The 19,221-nt window shown below is 55.0% G+C and carries 19 protein-coding genes; 11 read left to right on the forward strand and 8 right to left on the reverse strand.

All coding sequences use genetic code 11. The features are described from left to right. Positions 1 to 757, forward strand: a 757-nt coding sequence (gene istB / locus QQ91_RS16385; RefSeq protein ID WP_166283112.1) for an IS21-like element helper ATPase IstB, incomplete at its 5' end; no start/stop codon positions are given. Between the two features lie 67 nt (positions 758 to 824). After that, positions 825 to 1,541: a cytochrome b/b6 domain-containing protein gene (locus QQ91_RS16390; RefSeq protein ID WP_166283114.1), complete on the forward strand. Its 717-nt coding sequence runs from the start codon at positions 825 to 827 to the stop codon at positions 1,539 to 1,541. 81 nt (positions 1,542 to 1,622) lie between these two features. Here the strand turns inward: QQ91_RS16390 and QQ91_RS16395 are convergent, their stop codons facing one another. The 4 genes from QQ91_RS16395 to QQ91_RS16410 all read right to left on the reverse strand — a co-directional run bounded on the left by QQ91_RS16395 (position 1,623) and on the right by QQ91_RS16410 (position 5,226). Further along, the gene (locus tag QQ91_RS16395; protein ID WP_166283115.1) at positions 1,623 to 2,174 is read right to left on the reverse strand and encodes a DUF3611 family protein; all 552 of its coding nucleotides are present in this window, start codon (positions 2,172 to 2,174) and stop codon (positions 1,623 to 1,625) included. Between the two features lie 52 nt (positions 2,175 to 2,226). Beyond that, complete coding sequence (locus QQ91_RS16400; RefSeq protein WP_236096212.1) at positions 2,227 to 3,033, reverse strand: hypothetical protein; 807 nt, start codon at positions 3,031 to 3,033, stop codon at positions 2,227 to 2,229. 311 nt (positions 3,034 to 3,344) lie between these two features. Next, positions 3,345 to 3,848, reverse strand: coding sequence for a DUF421 domain-containing protein (locus tag QQ91_RS16405; protein ID WP_166283116.1), 504 nt, complete (start codon positions 3,846 to 3,848; stop codon positions 3,345 to 3,347). 52 nt (positions 3,849 to 3,900) lie between these two features. Next, positions 3,901 to 5,226: a dihydrolipoyl dehydrogenase family protein gene (locus tag QQ91_RS16410; protein WP_166283118.1), complete on the reverse strand. Its 1,326-nt coding sequence runs from the start codon at positions 5,224 to 5,226 to the stop codon at positions 3,901 to 3,903. 357 nt (positions 5,227 to 5,583) lie between these two features. Between QQ91_RS16410 and QQ91_RS16415 the strand changes: the two genes are divergently transcribed. The 4 genes from QQ91_RS16415 (at position 5,584) to QQ91_RS16430 (ending at position 8,997) form a co-directional block, all read left to right on the forward strand. Further along, positions 5,584 to 5,853 carry a GlsB/YeaQ/YmgE family stress response membrane protein gene (locus tag QQ91_RS16415; RefSeq protein ID WP_166283120.1) on the forward strand — a complete coding sequence of 90 codons (270 nt, stop codon included), beginning with the start codon at positions 5,584 to 5,586 and terminating at the stop codon, positions 5,851 to 5,853. A 154-nt stretch (positions 5,854 to 6,007) separates the two neighbouring features. Further along, positions 6,008 to 6,970, forward strand: coding sequence for a mechanosensitive ion channel family protein (locus QQ91_RS16420; protein ID WP_166283122.1), 963 nt, complete (start codon positions 6,008 to 6,010; stop codon positions 6,968 to 6,970). A 9-nt stretch (positions 6,971 to 6,979) separates the two neighbouring features. Then, positions 6,980 to 8,107 (forward strand): winged helix-turn-helix domain-containing protein, encoded by a 1,128-nt coding sequence (locus QQ91_RS16425; RefSeq protein ID WP_201277485.1) that lies wholly within the window; start codon positions 6,980 to 6,982, stop codon positions 8,105 to 8,107. An 8-nt stretch (positions 8,108 to 8,115) separates the two neighbouring features. Next, positions 8,116 to 8,997, forward strand: coding sequence for a mechanosensitive ion channel family protein (locus tag QQ91_RS16430; RefSeq protein ID WP_166283126.1), 882 nt, complete (start codon positions 8,116 to 8,118; stop codon positions 8,995 to 8,997). 176 nt (positions 8,998 to 9,173) lie between these two features. Here QQ91_RS16430 and QQ91_RS16435 read toward each other — a convergent pair whose 3' ends face one another. Then, positions 9,174 to 9,797: a fasciclin domain-containing protein gene (locus QQ91_RS16435; RefSeq protein WP_166283128.1), complete on the reverse strand. Its 624-nt coding sequence runs from the start codon at positions 9,795 to 9,797 to the stop codon at positions 9,174 to 9,176. A 558-nt stretch (positions 9,798 to 10,355) separates the two neighbouring features. On the opposite strand from QQ91_RS16435, the gene QQ91_RS16440 reads away from it, so the two are divergent. Beyond that, positions 10,356 to 10,799 (forward strand): DUF1830 domain-containing protein, encoded by a 444-nt coding sequence (locus QQ91_RS16440; RefSeq protein WP_375340957.1) that lies wholly within the window; start codon positions 10,356 to 10,358, stop codon positions 10,797 to 10,799. Positions 10,800 to 10,824: 25 nt separating this feature from the next. Here QQ91_RS16440 and QQ91_RS16445 read toward each other — a convergent pair whose 3' ends face one another. Continuing rightward, positions 10,825 to 12,285, reverse strand: coding sequence for a serine/threonine protein kinase (locus QQ91_RS16445; RefSeq protein ID WP_250833381.1), 1,461 nt, complete (start codon positions 12,283 to 12,285; stop codon positions 10,825 to 10,827). A gap of 55 nt (positions 12,286 to 12,340) precedes the next feature. Then, on the reverse strand, positions 12,341 to 12,640 hold the full coding sequence (locus QQ91_RS16450) for a hypothetical protein (RefSeq protein WP_166283132.1): 300 nt from the start codon (positions 12,638 to 12,640) through the stop codon (positions 12,341 to 12,343). Between the two features lie 647 nt (positions 12,641 to 13,287). Between QQ91_RS16450 and QQ91_RS16455 the strand changes: the two genes are divergently transcribed. Beyond that, positions 13,288 to 13,557: a WD40 repeat domain-containing protein gene (locus tag QQ91_RS16455; RefSeq protein ID WP_166283134.1), complete on the forward strand. Its 270-nt coding sequence runs from the start codon at positions 13,288 to 13,290 to the stop codon at positions 13,555 to 13,557. A 10-nt stretch (positions 13,558 to 13,567) separates the two neighbouring features. On the opposite strand, the gene QQ91_RS16460 is transcribed toward QQ91_RS16455, so the two are convergent. After that, positions 13,568 to 16,423: a cyclic nucleotide-binding domain-containing protein gene (locus QQ91_RS16460; RefSeq protein WP_166283136.1), complete on the reverse strand. Its 2,856-nt coding sequence runs from the start codon at positions 16,421 to 16,423 to the stop codon at positions 13,568 to 13,570. Positions 16,424 to 16,634: 211 nt separating this feature from the next. Here QQ91_RS16460 and QQ91_RS16465 point away from each other — a divergent pair, with 211 nt between their 5' ends. From QQ91_RS16465 to QQ91_RS16475, 3 genes are all read left to right on the forward strand, one after another. Then, a complete protein-coding gene (locus QQ91_RS16465; protein ID WP_166283138.1) occupies positions 16,635 to 17,453 on the forward strand; it encodes a tetratricopeptide repeat protein in 819 nt (272 codons plus the stop codon). A gap of 67 nt (positions 17,454 to 17,520) precedes the next feature. Next, entirely contained in the window at positions 17,521 to 18,729 is a 1,209-nt protein-coding gene (locus QQ91_RS16470; RefSeq protein ID WP_166283140.1) for a glutathione S-transferase family protein, read from the forward strand. A 163-nt stretch (positions 18,730 to 18,892) separates the two neighbouring features. Next, on the forward strand, positions 18,893 to 19,221 hold a 329-nt coding region (locus QQ91_RS16475; RefSeq protein ID WP_250833382.1), incomplete at its 3' end, for a reverse transcriptase domain-containing protein.

A 19,221-nucleotide genomic window follows, 5' to 3' on the forward strand; every position in this document is an offset into this window, starting at 1 on the left:
TTTGAGCACCGTTCAGCGTGTCTTGCCGGAGATGACACTCCTGGCCGAAAAAGAGGCTTGGTCTTATTCTCATTTTCTGGAACGCTTAGTCAGCGAAGAAATTGCCCAACGCAGTGAGCGCCGGATTGCCAATCAGCTCTCCCGTGCCAAGTTTCCATTCCATGCCACCATTGAAACCTTTGATTTCACCTTTGAGACCGAACTCAAACGACAAATGCTGGGTCGCTTCTTGGGACCGGAACTTGTCAGTGACAACCGATCGCTAATCTTGGAGGGGCCTCCCGGCACCGGAAAAACTCATCTTTGTATTAGCATCGCCTACAAATCAATTCAAAATGGCTACATGGCTCGGTTTACGACTGCAGTCGCATTAATTAACGAGTTAAGAGTTTCTCACGACCTCAATGCAGCTCTGAAGCCCTATATTCAACCTCATGTTCTTGTCATTGATGAGATGGGCTATCTCGGCTATGGCCCTGGTGCTGCTGATGTCCTCTTTCAAGTGGTCGACCAGCGTTACCTCAAAGGCAAGCCGATTTTATTCACCACCAACAAGCCACTGAAGCATTGGGGGCGGGTGCTTCATGATGAAGAATTGGCTCGCGCGATTATTGACCGCACTCTTCATTATGGAGAGTACTTAAAGCTTTCAGGCGCATCTTACCGCCTGAAAGACCGGAAGTTGGACTTAGGAGATCCGGTCACTTCTATTCCGAAAAGTCATGACAATGAAACTTCCGATCACAAGATCCATTGACATCAAGACCCGATTTGAGTCATCAATGATTTAATGCGCACCCAATTCAATTCCCTGAAACAATGCGATGACCCAGAAGAGTGCACCATTCCGTCCCTATCAGCCGTTCCTGCTGCGGATCTTGCATGGCTTTACAGGGCTGTTCCTCATTGCCGCCATTCTCACTGCCTACTGGACCTATGACACCTACGACGGGCGCTGGGGCGGCATTCCCCTCCCCCCCTTTCGAGAGATTGAAGGCATCCACGGCACCTTTGGGTTGTGGACTTTGCTGATATTTCCAGCATTTGTCATCTATGCTTTTCACCGGGGGCAGAGGCGTTTAATCCAGCCTGATTCACTGAGCAAGTTGGCTCAGGTGGGAAAACCCATCTGGTGGTACACCCTGAATCGGATTAGCAATACCCTGGTTCTGCTGGCGTTAACCTTTGCGCTCTTCAGCGGCAAGATGATGGACGAAACCTGGCTACCCCAGGGAGAATTAAATCATGCTTGGTACTTCGCTCACCTGATCTCATGGGGGGTGATGGTGGGGGCGATCGCGCTGCACCTGTTGATCAATGCCAAAGTCGGCGGTTCTCCCTTCCTCCTCTCCATGCTGACCTGGCAATTGCGCGATAAGGATAGCCCAACCCTTTGGCCTGCCCATGTCTCCCAGTGGTGGGTACAGGTTCGACGGGGGGCCTGGGTAGGCTGGGTTCCGCCAATGACCAAGATGAGCGTCCTAGAAATTGCGATTTGGATGAGCATTGCTGCTGCCTGGATTCTTCCTCTGCTTCATTGACCTCCTCAGCTTGCCTTGGAGATTAGCCGTGATTAAGATCGATGAGTGCAGCCCGATAAGTGTAGCCCAATAAATCTGGCGCTACTCTGTAATCCAGTGCAGCAGCTCAAGGGAGTTGAAACTGCCCAAGAGATGCGCCCCCAGCATGTTAAGGCTCGCTAGCAGAAACAAGATATCCAGCGATCGCACCGCAATCCGGGGGGTATAGATTGCGGCCCCCTGGGGCTGGGCAAGGGCTTTGGTCAGGGCTTCAATCCCCATGAACTCCGCTGCAAAAAACGCCGCGACCAAGCCAGCGCAGCTCACAATTAAGCCGATTTTCAGAGCTTGGATCACAGAGTCTCGGGTTGGGCAAGCACCGGGGGCGGGATGCTCCAGTTGCTGAGCAAGATGACGATAGCGATAGGCCCAGTAGGCGCGAAACCCGATGGCCAGGAAAGCCCCACAGGCCAGGATCATGCCAATGGGCGTTAGGGCAGTTTGGGCCTGGGGCGCCGCATCTTGACTGAGAAGGGCAATGACCAGCATCGTCCCAGAAACGCAGCCTAGAAATAGATGGAGCCAAAAGCTCAGACGACTCAACTGGCGAAAGGAGGGGGCAAACTGTTGTCTGGTGGGAACCCGAGGCTGCATATTTTATCCTACCGATAGACGCACAACACATCACAGAAGAGAATTTAGAGGGCTACTGGGCATAGGGATAAATGGCGTCGGCAACAAAGACCGGCTGGGTTGTATATTCCGCCTCGATTTTCTCCTTGAGCGCCAAATCCCAGGTGAGGTCGTAGTCTTTCTCTAGTTCGGAGAGAACAAATGGTCGGAGTTTACCGGTGACGGTAACCGTCAGGCCGTCCAGGGATTTGGGGGTAGGGGTTCCTACCACGAGTAGGTCACTTGCCCCAAAGAGCTGTTCTTCGTCGAGGGTGAGGCTGTTGCCATCTAACACATCTTCAACTTCCCCTTCGATGGCAATGGGCAGATTGTAGTAACGTTCAGGATTTTGGGTGACCTCTCCCGGATCGGGGGCCAGAGCCAGCGATTGCGCCAGCAATGCGGGCTTGCTTTCGTAGGCTGCGTACAGATCCGGTTCAAGATCGAGACCGTATTCCTGCACAATGTTGGTCAAAACGAACTCTTGGACTTCTCCCGTGGCCTGGACCGCGATATCCTCATCTTCTGGTAGCAAAAATGGCTGTCCAGACACATTGATCACCAAGACCTGCTCTCCGTCGTTATCCAACAGGAAAGAAACTTCATTCACTGTTTGGGCCACTTCTTTCCGGAGGGTCACCGTCTGTCCTTCGACCAAGTCGGTTTGGGTTGCGACTTCTTCCGCTGTGACGTTATTGTCGGCATTGGGGCTGGGGTCTTCAAAGGTGCAGGACTCAAACAGCATCGAGCAAGCTAACAGCCCCAGCGCCAGGCCCGCTTTGCCCAGGGGGCGATTGCCCAGATGCTTCGGAAGGGTAGGGTGAGTGAAATGAGTCATCATGATCTCCAAATTGCTTTGCTCCCGCGCCCTGCCATGACCTGGGGACCGGGACCTCTGGGTCGGGCTCGCTCCTCGCAGGGGGCGAGAAGAGTGTCCCGGCAAGGGCCAGGATAATCAGAACTTCCCGACCAGAACTTCCCAAATGGTCTGGGGCACTTTAGATAAACCTAGCGAAGACCGAAGACGCCCACCTCTATCGGGAGTGCCGAATGCATCGGTTAGGGGTTCATTCAATGGTCAGATTCTCCAGGGTTAGATTCTCCAGGGTCAGATTCTGGCTCTGGGATTGCTGGCGGTCCCGATGGTGGCGACTAGGAAAAACCCGCAACATCCCGCAGGGCCGATCCCTCGCGCAGTTGGGTTACCACGCTGAAGCTCCCATCGGTTTCCAAAATAACGGCCTGGACTTCGGCTAGATCGCCTATTCCCTGATTGCGGACAGCGGCCAGCACTTCGCCTTGGGTCACGCGCTCCGATCGCAGTGCTTGGTTTAAAAAACTGCCCCGATGCATCAACAAGGTGGGTTTCGCCTTGATAAAGCGCTGCACCAAGGGCGATCGCGCCGCGCTCCAGGTCAGCAGAAACTGGTACAGCATGAGCAGCGCCACTCCCAACATTCCCTGCAGCACAGAGGTTTGCTGAGACAGCAGCGTGGTGGCTAAAATCGAGCCAAAGGCAATGGTCACCACAAAATCAAAGGCATTCCACTTTGCCAGCGTTCGTTTTCCTGATATCCGCAGGAGAACAATGATGGCGATATAGCTGAGGCTTGCGGCAAGCAGCGTATTCAGTAAGGCTCCAACGCTATTAAACATAAGTTCTCTGGTTATCCGATTCTATCCCTCATTCCTTGGACTCAGGGCTTGCCTACAGTGCAAACAGCTCCTCCCCAACCGAGGGGTGAATCCCAATGGTGTTCTGGAGCTCCGAGATCGTTAGGCCCTTGCGCAAACCTGGCACCAGCGCCTGAATGACGTCAGCCGCTCGCGGCGCAATCAGGTGAACGCCTAAGATCATCTGATCCGGGCGATGGACCACGACTTTAATAAAAGCTTCAAGGGATTCATCGCTCAGGGCATATTCCAGGGGACTAAAGCTGTTGTAATGAATGTCTATCTCCTGCTGTTCTTGGCGGGCCTCTTCCTCGCTCAAACCCACCGTAGCTACCTCAGGATGTATAAAAACCGCCGAGGGAACCCAGCGATAGTTGACCTGAACAGAGCGATCGCCAAACATTGCCTCCGCGGCAACCTCGCCCTCGGCCTTTGCCACCGGCGTCAGTCGCAGTTGGGTGGTACAGTCTCCCACCGCAAAAATATGATCGACCGTGGTTCGCCCCTGCGGGTCAACGACAATCTTGCCCTGATCCGTCGATACCGCAACGCGATCCAAGGCCAGGTTCTGGAGATTCGATAATCGCCCCAGGGCACAGAGAACCTGATCAACGCTGAAGGATCGGCCATCGGCCAGGGTGGCCACTAGCCCAGTCCTCGTTTTTTCAAGGCGGCTAAGGCGGGCCTGGTCAAGTACTTGAATCCCGTCAGCGGCTAGAATTTGCTCCACCCCTGTTTGCAGATCAAGGTCAAAGCCGTCCAGGACATGGGGTTCTGTGTCCACCAGCAAAACCTGAGATCCCAAACGATGTAGAATTTGACTAAATTCCACCCCAATATATCCGCCCCCAGCCACCAACACCGATTGGGGCAACTGGTCTAGATCAAAGAGATCGCGAGAGGTCAGGGCATACTCAATCCCCTCGATCTCAGGCAGGCGAGGATGGGCACCAACGGCAATGAGAACATAACGGGCGTACACGATTTGATCGCCCACTTGTAAGCGATGGGCCTCCAGGAATGTTGCCTGGCCGCGGAGAATATCAATGCCCTCTAGATCTTGAATTTGGCGTTGGCGCAGCGACTCCACGTGGGCATGCAGGGCATCCTTAAAGGCGGGCCAGTCAAAAAGACCCTCAGGATTGACCCAGCCGTAGCTACTCGCTAGGTCCTGCTGCTTAGCAAAGTCAGCGGCATGGATCATCAGCTTGGTGGGAATGCAGCCCCGATTGACGCAGGTGCCGCCAATGGCCTCCTGCTCTGCGATCGCCACTCGCTTGCCCAACTGATGGGCGCGTCGGGCGGCCGCCAGCCCCCCGGATCCAGCGCCGATTACCACGAGGTCGTATGCATCATTCATAGGCTTGGCTGTTGTGGGCATCGAGACGAATCGTCCGAGGACGATCGGAACAGTTCCACCTTATGCAGGGACACGGCCCTAGAGCCTCTACCTATAGAAGCAAATCCCCCCCCCTTGCTGGCTCTCTAGGGTCACCCGCTTTCCCCGCAGGGGTCTATATCCAAAGGGGGAGAATCTTTCCCTGCCGTGGTGAACGGATTTCATTCCTTGAGTAGAAGGGGGATCAGGGGAGCCTTGGTAGATTGGGCTTACCTGGGATTCGGCACAATCAGTAAACCCTAAATCTATTTTTCAAGTTTACGATTTCTAGTGCTGTTTGCCCCATCGCTTTATCTTTTTCCGCAGGAGACTTTCAAAATGAATATTATTGCATGGGTTGTTTTAGGGTTATTGGCAGGTGCTATCGGGAAAGCTATCTATCCCGGACATCAAGGCGGGGGCATTCTTGCCACAATGCTCCTAGGAATTGTGGGGGCGTTTATTGGGGGAACGATTGCCACCTTGCTGTCCACGGGTAAGCTGGCGATCACGGCCAGCACGCTCAGTCTCCCTGGTGTTGCCCTGGCCGTTTTAGGTGCCATCATTGCCATCTTTCTGTGGGGAGTCGTCACACGTCGAACTGCATAGCACCGGAAGCAAGGGATTCCGCCTCTCTAGGTCGTCAGAGGAATTCGCGGCGCCTTGGCGCTCATCCGATTCACCTTACGATTTTAGAGACCCTAGGGCTTGTCTCACCTGGAGGCAGGCCATTGTTCTTTTGATCTGAGCAACAGACTTCAACATGGATGAGATTTCAATTACCCTGGCCTGGGAAAAAATTGAACTGATGCTTCAGGAAACCATCAAGCTTCTACCGAACCTGGTTATCGGAACCATTATTTTTATCCTGTTCTGGTTCATTGCCCGCTTCGTGCGCTCATTTGTGCGCCAACTGGTGCGCGGTCGTCGCAATGGACGCAACCTGGGTCTGGTATTTGGTCGCCTGGCCCAGTGGTTTATTATTATTCTGGGTGCCCTCGTTGCCCTAACCATTATTCTCCCTAGCTTTAAGCCCTCGGACTTTTTGGCTTCCCTGGGAATTGGGGGCGTTGCCATTGGCTTTGCCTTCCGAGACGTGCTGCAAAACTTCCTCGCGGGAATTTTGATATTATTAACGGAGCCGTTTCAGCTCAATGACCAGATCGTGTTTAAGGACTTTGAAGGCACCGTCGAGAATATCGAGACGCGCGCCACTACCATTCGCACCTACGATGGGCGACGGGTGGTGATTCCCAATGCTGAGCTATTCACCAATTCTGTAACTGTGAATACCGCCTTTGATAAACGCCGTCTGGAATACGATTTTGGGATTGGATACGGAGATGATATTGCCCAGGCAAAGCAAATCATTTTAGCGGTGCTCCATGAGCAAGAAGATGTCTTAACGGATCCGGCCCCGGAGGCCATTGTGGTGGCCCTAGCCGACTTCACCATTAACATCCGCGCCCGCTGGTGGATTAACCCCCCGCGCCAAGCAGACCTGATTAGCGCCAACGATCAGGTGCTAGAGGCGGTCTGTGTGCGCCTGGCGGAGCAGGGGATTGACCTACCCTTTCCCACCCAGCAAATTTTGTTCCATGACCAAACCGAAGAAACCGACGGCGATCGCACCCGACAGCGGGAAGGGTGGCCCGTGGCCCTCGATGGGTCAGCGCCCAAGGCACGGGATTTAGTCAAGGCCCTGCGTCAGCGCGGATCCCCCTAAGTGCTATCGGTGCAGTCCTGGTTCTTTTTTGTGCGAGATGCCCTGTGGTCTCGTTTACCCTGGAGTGGATCCGCTGAGGAAATGGAGCAGGAACTCCAGAGTCCAAAGGTGGGTCGCGCCTTACTTCAAGATATCCAAAGGCAGATTGCGCAACAGCCCATTCCCCAGGAAGAGGACACCCATCTCTATACGTCCCTCCAGCAGCATTTAACCGAGTGGCTGTTGAATCCCACGGCCCTGAATAACTCCTGCGTTATTTTGCACCCCCCCACCGTGCAGGCCCCCGCGTTTATCCCGGACGCGGCTCAGCAGTGGATCGCGCAGAAACAGCTGCCGGTGAAAATTTTGGAATGGAGTGATCGGCCCGACCCTGACAGCATTCAGCCCAAGCTCCAGCATCAGTTGGGGGGGGACCTAGCCGTGCTCCAAGATCCGGAGGTGGTGATTATTCCCAGGCTGGAATGGTGCTTTCTGCGGCATGTGGATGGGCTTTGGGGCATTGATTGGCTGTGCAAGGCCCTGGCCGAAACCGCCCATCGCTTCTGGATCCTCGGGGCTGGGGAAATTGGCTGGGGCTACCTGGCCCAAATTTCCCAACTCGACAACTATTGCAGCGCTTCCGTGGAAACGGCGACCCTTTCGGGGGCGGCCCTTCAAAACTGGCTCGCCCCCGTGATCCAGGCCCATGATGTTGACTTTTCCGATTCCGCGCTTGATCTTCCCCAGGCCGAGAAGGATCGCGATCCCGGCGTGCAGTATTTTGAAAGTCTGGCCCGAATTGCCAGCGGCGATCGCCAGGTGGCCGTGGCCCTGTTCCTCAACTCGCTGTATCAGACCCCCGAAGATCAAGACACCATTCAGGCGCAGCATCCCACCCTGCCGCCGCTCCCCCCCTGTGATGGGGAAGATCTGTACCTGATCTATTCCCTGCTCCTCCACGGCAGCTTGCGGGTTCACCCTCTGGCTGAGAGTCTGGGGGTTTCCCTCACCGAGGTGCAGCCGCGCTTGCAGGCGCTCCATCGCTGCGGGATTGTGCATCGCGATTCCCAGGGCTATCGGGTCAATGCCCTGCACTATCCGCGTCTGAAGCAGACCCTTGCCAACAATAATTTTGTCGTAGACTACAGCTGCGACTAACCCCTCCTATGAACATGTGGGCACCCCTACTGGCTCAGTCCTCCGGTCAGGCCGCAGAAAAAACCGCCGACCAGGCTAAACAGATCCTGGCGGAGTTAACCACCTGGAAATTTTTTCAGGCGGTCATTTTAATCGTGGCTGCCTTTTTAATCATTAAGGCCGTGGATAAATGTGTGCTCTGGCTCTCGGAGAAGGTGGCCCGTGACTGGCGCCTGCGGGTGATGCAGTTTTTGCCGTTTTTGCGCACCTCCGTCCTGGCCTTCACGGTGGTCTCGCTGATGAATCTGTTCCTGAACCTATCGCGGGAAAACATTTTAGCGGTGACCGGAACCGTTGCAGTGGCCCTGGGATTTGCCTTTAAAGACTATGCTAGCTCGATCATTGCTGGACTTGTGGGCCTGTTTGAAGCGCCCTACCGGGTGGGCGATCGCGTTCAGATCGGGGACTATTACGGAGAAGTCACCAGCTTTGGTCTGCGCGGCATTCGCCTGCGCACTCCTTCTGATACCTACGTCACCATTCCCCACAATCAAATTTGGAATCAGGCGATCGCCAATGCCAACATGGGGCAGCTTGAAGCCCAGGTCGTGACGCGCTTCTACCTCGATCACCATGTGGACGTGCAGCAGGTCAAGGATATCCTCTACCGCGTGGCCTATACCAGTCGCTATACCCACCTGAAGCTGCCTATTATGGTTGTCATGGAAGAAAAAAGCTGGGGAAGCTATTTTAAGCTCAAGTGCTATCCCATCGATGCCAGGGACGAGTTTAACTTTCAAACGGACCTAACGCTGCGGGCCAAGGCCGCCTTTGTCAAAGCCCATATCCCCTATCCGCGGCTGCTGGACGTTAAATTTGACCCCCAACGATCCCCCACTGACTCGCCCTAGGGAAGGAAGGCCCACAGTGTCAGCCTAGGCCTTCGCCGAGAGTCTAACTTTAACTGGGGAACTGGACACAGGGCCACCCTCCCGCTTCACCCTCTAGGGGCAGAGAGATCTCGCACCCAGAGACTCAGGGCTGCCCAATAGGATGGATTACCAAAATACTAAGGGTAACCCCAGGACTACTGGTAAAGGCTGGACACCCCGAGTCGCGCTTCTAGGGTGCGCTGCAAGGTTTCGGGGAGGAGAATTCGATTCACGGCATGAATGACGCCGTTGTTTGCTTGAATATCAGCATTAATCACGCTGGCATTATTCACAATCACTCGGCCTTCCTCAGTCACCCGTAGCGCCAAACCGCCCCCTAGGGCCTCAACCGGACCGCTCACGATCTCGCTGGAGGTGACTTCCGCAGGCAGCACGTGATAGCTCAACACTTGTCGCAATAGGCCCCGGTTCTCAGGCCTTAGCAGGTATTCCACGGCGCCCGCAGGGAGCTGGCTGAACGCTTCATTCGTGGGTGCAAAGACGGTGTAGGATCCTGCCCCGGCAAGGGTATCTACAAAGCCAGCCGCTTGCACCGCTTGGACCAGGGTTGTAAAGGAGTCGTTGCTGGAGGCAATGTCCACGATACTGCGCTTCATTGCCGCATCGGTCTGCCCCATTTCGGCCTGTTGCATGGTCTTTGGCAAGTCCGATGACGGCGCATAATTATCCGCCAGGGCCGCAGTGCTCATGGTGGCCCCAGCGCCAAGGACGCTCACAAACAGGGCAAGCTTTAGGGTTTTAGAAGTCAGAAGTTTCATAGGAGTAGGAGTAAGTTAGTAAATGAATGGCCAACAATATTAACTTTAGTAAACGCATTCTCAGCGACCCTCCTTCTTTTGGCCTATCTTCCTTTCCAGGCCAACGGGAGTCTTAGAACTGCGGGAGATCTAGGAGTATGGCAATGAGCCACGGACGGCGGCTAGTTCATAAACCTGGTGGACAGCGGATGGGAATCAGGATTTCTTAGCGGACGGGCCGCAAGAATCAAGCGATGAAAATACGTAGGCCATGGGTGAGGAGGGCGATCTTTCGTTACCCAGCGCAGGATTTTGCTCCGGGCACATCCAACCCTGTGCTGACCTTAGGAATCTATCAAAAGGTTGAGATTTCAGAGCGATCGCCCCCCGGAACGTCCTTCGAACAGGCGAAGCTGGGGCAGGTGTTCCTTGATAGGGTGTTTAAAGCGAATCCCCTTATGCTTGCTAAAACGGTGGAAATTTACAAATAAACTGGGGAATTCTGAGGCCATTGCCGGTGAGTTCAGGATCACGATTCCTGAGCCTATTTCAAGCCGGGTGGTCGAGGGAATTCTCCCGATGGATCAGATGCCAAACTTAACGGTTTTCAAAATTACCCTCAAACATCTTCTCGCTAACATGTTTCAAATTCTCGACGCCCTCCCGGATAACTATCGTCGTTGCGCGGTACTCAGCTACGTCAACTCAACCCGGACGGTGCAAATCGCCCGGATTAAGAATATTCCTAACTGGTCCTTTGAGCGCGTGGTTTTTCCCGGGCAGCGTCTCATTTTTGAAGCCCCCCTGGAGGCCCGTCTGCAAATTCACACCGGGGGGATGGCGAGCGCGATTTTGACCGATACCATTCCCTGCAGACGCCTGGCCCTGGATCGATCTGCCGCCTTGGCCCAAGCGCATGACGAGCAGCAGGCCCGCGAACATCACCATGAGGGCTTTTTCCCTGATCCCGATCGTCAGGGGCCAAACTTGGCCCAGGTAGAGGATCGCTGCGGCAAGTCCTAGGCGATGCCGTCTAGAAAGGGGCCGTCTAGGCAGGGGCCGAAGTTAGGGGAAGACCCAGCCAGTCGCTGATCTCTTGGGCCAACCACCTCATCTCTGCCTCTTGCAGCTGTAGGGCGCCGCCTAGACGGTACTGTTTGCGGCCTGCATAGAGGGTCAGGCGGGCTGGAACCTCAACGCGATCGCCGTCGGAATCCTTGGTCCAGTGTCTGGGCACCCATTCCACTTGATCAATTTCTTCCAGCTTGGAGGGAGCAGGCCAGCGACAGGGAATACCAAACAGCGTGACGGTGTAGATGAGCTGCCTGGGATTTATTTCAAGCTGCACCTTGCCAAACAGCGCCAGCAAAATGCCACCAGCCATTGCCAGACCTACGGCCCAAAAGGGCAGGGAAAACAGCAGAAACACCAGATTTACAGGGAACAGGGTAAAGGCCGCAGAAAAGGTCCAGAAGGCAACAAAGCTGTTCCAGGCGATGGCAAAGGGTAGCAGCAACACCAGCCCCGCATGAAACCCAGGAGGCGGAATCTGAATGTGGAGGCGATCCGGCTGTTTAGTGAGTCGCACCCGACTTTGCTGGGGCTGCACCAGAGGGGGGGTGGGCTGCTCAAAGGTTTCTAACTGATCTAGCCCGGTGATGGCGGCCTGGGCTGAGGCAAATCTCAAGGCCAAACTGGGTTCCACCAGCTTTCCGATCCAGCGGGTCATGGCTGGCGAGAGGGACACCCGCGATTCAAACTGGAGCTTCAGCATTTCCTGGGGTAAATCCGCTGGGTGCTGTCCTGTGGCGATGGCAATCAAGGTGGCTCCCAGACTGTAGAGATCCGAGGCCGGAACCGTGCGTCCCCCAAACTGTTCCGGGGGCATGTAGCCGTAGGTGCCCACGATGGTTCGGGTGGCCCCCTCCGGCGCTAGCGCCGTTTGCACCGCATCAAAATCCACCAGAAACACGTTCCCCAGGGAATGGGCAGAACGATTGGCCACAATAATATTGCTGGGCTTGAGGTCGCGGTGCAGCACTGGGGGCTGACGCCCATGGAGAAAGCTTAAAATCTGCAGTAGGGCGCGGGCTAGCTGCTGCAGATCCGCCTCGGTGAAGGATCGGCCCTGGCGCAGTTGTTTGGCCAGCGAGTCTCCCTCGACGTAGGACTGAATCAGCCCCAGCCCCTGCCGATGGTCGTCCTGAAAATCGAGATAGCCCAGGTATTGAGGAATGTTGGGGTGAGTTAAGCTCCGTAGCACCTGCGCTTCGCGCTCAAACAGCCTCACCTGCTGCCAATCCAGGCCCGCATTAAAGTACAGGAGCTTAATCACCACAGTTTGACCTGAGATCTGATCCTGGGCAAGCCAGGTCTCCTTTCCAGGTCGTTGTTGCAGCAGCTTGCGGGGCTGATACTGTTTTCCCAAGGGTTCCGGCAGTGCACCGGATATGCCACAGGCCATGGTTAAAATGACAACGCTATCCCTAGGATGGACGATTGCAGCCAAAAATTTCAGCCATCGTTCCCCTTTGGGAAAGGTCTATGGAGACCGTGCGATCGCCCTAGCGATAGTGGAAGGAGAGCTTGCGGGGAATCGCGCGCACGTTGTTGCTGGCGTCGCTAGGAGCAAACAGGGTGGGCTCAGAGGCTTCCGGGACAGTCGGCGACCATCTCTGCCGCACCTGCTGCGATCGCGCAGATCGCGCTTCAAAGGCTGCCAGCCGATCCTTGGCATCGGCCACCTGCTCTAACAGCTCTTCTCGCCGTCGCCAGTCGTTCCTTGGGTAGTGGAGCTTGAGTTCCAGTTCCTGGACAAGATTGTGTAGGTATCCGCGTATGATCTGGTCTTGATGGAAATCCATGGAAAACAACCCTCAATAGAAATCCTGCCGAGCATAGATTTTAGCTCAAATTTAGGACGATCGCTCAAGTTTATTGTGGGCATGAATCCACGATTTCAGCAATCCCTCAGGGTTGTCCTGATCGGCAGCAAAGCGCGTCATTCATGTTGAGGCTCTAAGTGGGATCATTGCGACCCTGACGGTGGGTATCCTTGTCACCTTTATGGATCTCCTCAACAAGCTCATCTTGATATCTGCTTAGGAGGCGTAGAGTTAGAAAATCGCTGCGGTGTGCGTCCCACCGCTCTCCCGTTGCCTCAATATTGGCAGCTACGATAAAATCCCTGCTTGGTCGGGCAGTGAGGTCGCTTAAAATACTGGTTTTCGATGCAAACAGTTTCACGCATCTGAGGGCGAAGGCAGAGACTTTCGTAAATGTTCAAACGCTTCACAAAGCATGAACTAAATTGTGTGCAGCCCCGAAAACCTCAGACAGTTCCATCATGCTGCAGGGCAAGGAGATAGTCATACACTGGCCTGCGATCGCCGTCATGAATAAATTTAAGAGTTGTACAACAATACCTTGAACCGTTAAGGTTGTTGCGAGGGCAGTATTTGATCGTTCCACTCACCATGAAAAGTGTCGTTCTATTCTAATTTTTCTCCCGATGGACGATTTCTGTGGAGCAGCAGTGGCGATCGCACCTTGCAGCACCGTGTGGCAATGGGCGGTACACACAGGGGATTGCCTGCAAACCTACTGCGGCCATCAGCAATGGCTTTGGTCCCTGGCGCTGCTGGAGGAGGATTGGCTGTTGAGCAGCAGCCAGGATGAAACGATCCAGTGCTGGAATTGGGCCCAGTATCAGGCACTAGAGGTGCTCGGGGCGCGGCAAGGCAGCCGTTCTCAACCGGCTGACCCTCTTAACGAGAGCTGAGGACGAGAGCTTAGAAAAGGACACGGGATGCGGATCTCTCCGACTGTACCGATCGCACAAAGCGCTGAAGCTGCCGGCTTTCTAGTTCTAAAACTCGACGGGCAAAATCAGGATCCTGGTCGAGTAAATCATCAAAGGCATCCACAGAAATCGCCAGGATTCGAGTCTTTTCACTATCCGCAACGATCGTATTTTCTGAGCTGCTGTGGGCTAAGACCTCCAGCTCATCGAGGGTCTGTCCGGGATGAAACTGCTCCATCCGAACGCCAGATTCAGTTTGGTAGTGAATGTTGGCATCGCCTTCAATCAACAGCAGTAACTCGCGACAGGTGTCTCCGGCTTCTGTGATCATCTCCCCTCGCTGATAGGCTCTCACCTCTGCCCGTGTCGCAAGGGCAATGAGGGTGTCACTCTGCATTCGGTGAAAGAAGTCGCTGTTAAAGAGATAAACCAATTTCTCCAAGGTTGGGAATTCGGTCAGGGAAAGGGGGGCTGTGGGTGCCGAGGTTAGAGATAAGAGCCGATCACTCGTTTCCTGAAGCAGAGGAGCATTGAACCCATGACGATGATTTTGAACGATCGCCCGACTGCGTTCTGGGTTTAGCTGAGCCAGAATATAGAGGGCTGCTGCCTGAATCATGGGATTATGATCCTGAATCAGGGCCTCTAGATGCCCTAAAATGGCCGCAGCGGAGAATTCCAGGGAACAGGAAACCGGGCTTTCTCCCGGTTGGGTCAAAGAGTGCCAGATCGCTGGCGGCAGGCGATCGCCCCAAGGCTCCCGATCTAAAATCTCTCCTAAAATGGCCGGTGAGGCCTGCTGTAGAGACTGGGCTAGGGGCAAGGCTGCCGGGCCAAACTGAAGATCTTCCAACGCTTCGAGCAGCGATCGCACAATCAGCTCCTTTTTGTGGCTGATGTTTTCTTGCAGCAGGGTTAAGACCGCTTTGTGCTCGTGCAGCACTGGCTGATTCAGAGCGCGGTAACAGTCGATCAACTCCGGGAGTTGGGCGAGCAGGAACGCTGCTTTTTTAGCGCTATTGGCCTGGCCCGAAAGTCCACTCAAAATCCACTCTTCTTCCTGGGAGGTGACGGAATATTGACGGCGCAAAGAACGAACCGCGGCAGACTCTTGTAAGGAGACTGGGTCAAGGGCCGATCGGTCGATCTGTTTGCGTTGCAGCACCATTAACCGCTCTAGGGCTTTGCGGTAGCCACTCAAGCGAATCTGATTTTCCAGGCTGCGCTTGTGATCGGGATTAAGCAACTGGGGATCTTCAATCCCCAATTCCTCCAGCACCAGACGGTGTTCGTCATCCGTAATGCCTAACTCCTGGCGCATCTGCTGTAAAACTTCCAGGCTGCTGGAGTAGTTCACATAGCCTTCCTCCAGCGCTTCTCGCACCACGCCCTTATAGGCCTGATGGCGTTTCTCGCGGGTAAAACCAGGCAGCACCTTGGCTAAGACATACACTTCATGAGTGTTAAGGTCATTCAGGGTACGTCCGTCTAAAAACTGAGAAACGTTCAACTGCAATTTGTCTAACTGTTTGCGGAATCGATTGGCTAGATTTTCGCGGGAGTAGAGATCAGGACTGCGTCGCCAGGTTTTACAGAGCCAGAGGGTACTCAGCGCCACCAATCCCAGATCATAGAGGTACTGCACTGACCAGGGCAGAAGCTGCACCAGGGGACGCCCCCCAAAGATAAAGAAAAAGTTGAAAATACCAAAGGTACAGAGGGTAAAGAGGCGATGTCGCAGGACTTCCGGGGACAAGTTCCCCTGATTTTGACGACGGTGGTAGGCCCGGGCCCGTTTTTCAAGCCACCGTCCTCCTCCATAGGCGATCGCGGTGCATCCCCCCAGCACCAGCGGCACCGCAAGCCATTTTGGAAGATTAATCACTTGCCCAAACAGATAGAGTCCAGGGTCAAATAGCGAAGCGATCTGATCGGTTTGCCGTAGCCACACCCCCGAGAAATAATAGTTCCAGTTACCGGCATAGAGATAGTAGTAGCCAAAATAGCCCACCACTAAACCCACATAGCCATAGCGAATCAATGAGGTTTCCGGTTTGTTCAAGCTGTGCCAATAGGTTCGCTCAGCATCAATGTCGATGCAGGGATTTTGACAGGCGACGCAAGCACTTTGCTCCTTTCCCTCCGGCAGCACCGTGCGGCACATCGACTGCGTCACCAGCTGTTCACTGGTATGGGCTTTGCTGCTCAACAATCCCCCCGGTTCACTGTAAATACTCTGCACCGGAGCCATGGGGCAAAAGTATTGACACCAGGATTTGCCCCCGTACCAGTAGCCAACGGCAATGGCGGCTGCCACTGTGAACAGTAGCCAGCCCGCCAGCACGCTGCGATCGGCGTTAAAAAACAAGATTCGCCCGCACAATCCGACAAACAACCAGCCAAACTGCACATAGGGATAGTTTCGACCCAGCCATGAATTTGGATCCACCTTGGCTAGCTCGTACCGCACCTTGCCCGTCTTTTTGTTCTCTCGCTTGAACTGTCGTTGCCATCCCAGGGCGCGAGGAATTTGCGATAGGAACGAGAGGGGGCAAATCCGCCGCCACAGCTCATGTCCAAACACCAGCAAAATAAAGATGGCAGCCGGTACAATGGCGCCCCAAAAGAGGGTGGTTCCCAAGGGATAGGGCTGATCCTCAGACAGGCATTCTCCCTGTACTTGAATACAGGTGTCAGGCAGGCGCAGCGGACTCCAGGGATGATCCGCGGCAGTGAGCGCCGAGGTCCAGGGATCATATAACAGGGAGGCAAGGATCAAGAGCCAACCCACAGTCAATATCCAGCGAATCCAGTGCATTCGCCGCTCTGACAGTTGTGCGAACATAAACAAACTCGCTCCCGTTTCTGGTGTGAATCAATTGTGCGCCGAAGATCATCCGGTTCTGCCATTGATTTTCTCTAGGATCACTATTTAGGATCACTATTAAAGTTCTCAGCATATCCCGTCATGCTTAGGACCCTGCGAGATGCACAATACCAGGCAATCCGCTCAAAATCTTTCTAAAATGTGAAGGCTGATTCCATTTCAAAAGGGTATGTGGCAAGCGATCGCACGACTTAGCATTGGGTTTCTCTGCTGTCTGGGCCTCTGGTTGGGCGGGGGGCAGCTGCCTGCCCAGGGAACCGATTCAGAGGCGTTGAAGGCTCTCCATCAGGACCTTGACCAGATCTACCAGCAGGCGTTCCAGGCTACGGAGGCCGGTGATTTTGGGAATGCCGAGGCCCTCTGGACGGCGGCCATCGAGCGGATGCCGGAAAATCCTGCCACCTGGAGCAATCGCGGCAATGCGCGGCTGAGTCAGTTCAAGCTAGAGGAAGCCATCGCAGATTTTAATCAATCCATTGCCATTGCCCCCGACCAACCCGGCCCCTACGTGAATCGTGGGATTGCCTGGGAGGGGAAAGCCGATTGGGATCGGGCGATCGCAGACTATAATCATGCCCTAGAACTGGACCCCGATGACCCGGTGACCTTAAACAATCGCGGCAATGCCGAAGGCGGACAGGGCCACTGGGAGGCCGCCCAGGCTGACTTTGAGCGCGCCGCCAACCTGCGACCGGGGTTTGCCATGCCCCGCATCAATGCGGCCCTGGCAAGCTACCAGCTGGGCCAAAAGCATGAAGCCCTGCGCCAGATGAAGAATTTGGTGCGCCGCTACCCGATGGCCGCCGACACCCGAGCGGCGTTAACGGCCATGCTGTGGGATGCTGGACAGCGGGGCGAAGCTGAGAGCAACTGGGTTTCGGCAGTGGGGTTAGATCCTCGCTATAGGGACCTGGATTGGGTCAGCCATATTCGGCGCTGGCCGCCTGCTCTGGTTTCCGCGCTGCAGCGATTCCTGAAGTTGGAATAGCTTTAATTGAAATTCACTGAATTTCAGCGTTTACCCTGTTTGTTATCCCCACCCTTGCCATTTGACGATGACCCCTGCTCCTCTTTCCTGGCCTGAACTTGAAGCGCTGACCGACTTTCAGCGCGATCGCGTCAACGGACCCACCAACGCCCAGTCCACACTGCGGCTGTTTGGGCAGCCCGAGTCAGCGGTGCAGGTGACGCTGTACCGGGATAACCATGCCTGGTGTCCATACTGTCAAAAGGTTTGGCTGTGGCTGGAAGAAAAGCAGGTCCCTTATCGCATTGAGAAGGTGACCATGTTCTGCTACGGCCAAAAGGAGATCTGGTACAAGCGCAAGGTGCCCTCGGGCATGCTGCCCGCCCTGGAACTCCAGGGGAACCTGATTACCGAAAGCGACGATATCTTGATGGCCCTGGAGCAGGTGTACGGCCCGCTTTGGAAAGGGATGCAGGATTTAGCGGTGATGCCCCTGCGACGGTTAGAGCGGGTGCTGTTTCGGGCCTGGTGCAATTGGCTGTGCTACCCCACGCGCTGGCCGCGCCAGGAGCAGAGCCATCGTAAGGCCTTTGTGGAGGTGGTGGCCAGGGTAGAGCAGGCGATCGCCGCTACGCCGGGGCCCTATTTCCTGGAGGAATTTAGTACTGCCGATGTGATTTTCACCCCCTACGTGGAGCGGATGAACGCCAGCTTGTATTACTACAAGGGCTATTCGTTGCGCGAGGAAAATCCTGGGTTTTCGGCCTGGTTTGATGCCATGGAAACTCGCCCCACCTATCGCGGCACCCAGAGCGACTTCCATACCCATGCCCACGATCTGCCGCCGCAGATGGGGGGCTGTTGGGAAAATGGCGAACCCCAGATGCTGGCCAATAAGGCTCAGGTGGATCAAGGTCCCTGGCTGGGGCTGCCGGATGCCAAGTTTCCGGAACCGGAAAATTCGCGGCAGGAGGCGCTGCATCGCGTGATTAAGCATCGGCACAATATCATTCGCGTCAATCCTACCCCCGATGGCGATTTTGACGAGGCGCTGCGCTGTGCCCTTTCCCACATGATCACGGGAGAGGTCTATGATCCTCCGGCAGGGTCGGAAGTGGGGCTGCGCTATCTGCGCGATCGCATTAATGTGCCTCGCGATATGTCGATTTATGCGGCCAAGCGGCTCCGAACGGCGCTGGAGGAAACGGCAGCCCAAGTGAGCGATCGCCAGGGACCCCCGATTCCGTTTAACCACCGCCGCGATCAAGACCCCCAGGAATTTAAGGCGGTGTCTTAAACGGGGGGACGCCACCCACTTGGGAGGGGTTTGTGCTCCCAGGTGCTAGCGCCAGCGTTGCGGGACTCGAAATCGCGAACCGTAATTTTCTGATGCGAGAAATCGACCTGTTTGAGGCGTTGAGGCAAGCATATTCCCTCAAGGACATCTTGATGGCCAATCCTTGCAAGAGGGGCGTTACCAACCTTCCCCGGTGCGACGGGTGATTATCCCCAAACCGGGCGGGAAAGGAGAACGCCTGTTGGGAGTGCCGACGGTATTAGACCGAGTCATCCAACAAGCCATCTTGCAGGTGCTCACGCCAATCTTTGACCCGGCCTTTTCCGAGTCAAGTTTTGGCTGCCGTCCAAAACGCAGCGCCCACGGGGCAATAAAACAGTTCAAAGAATACGACAAGCAAGGATATCGCGGGGTAGTGGATTTGGACTTGGAAAAGTTCTTCGACACCGTGAACCACGATGTTCTGATGTCTAGAGTCGCCCGCAAGGTGCG

The sequence above is a fragment of the Lyngbya confervoides BDU141951 genome (assembly GCF_000817775.3).
Taxonomy (GTDB): Bacteria; Cyanobacteriota; Cyanobacteriia; order Thermosynechococcales; family Thermosynechococcaceae; genus Lyngbya; species Lyngbya confervoides.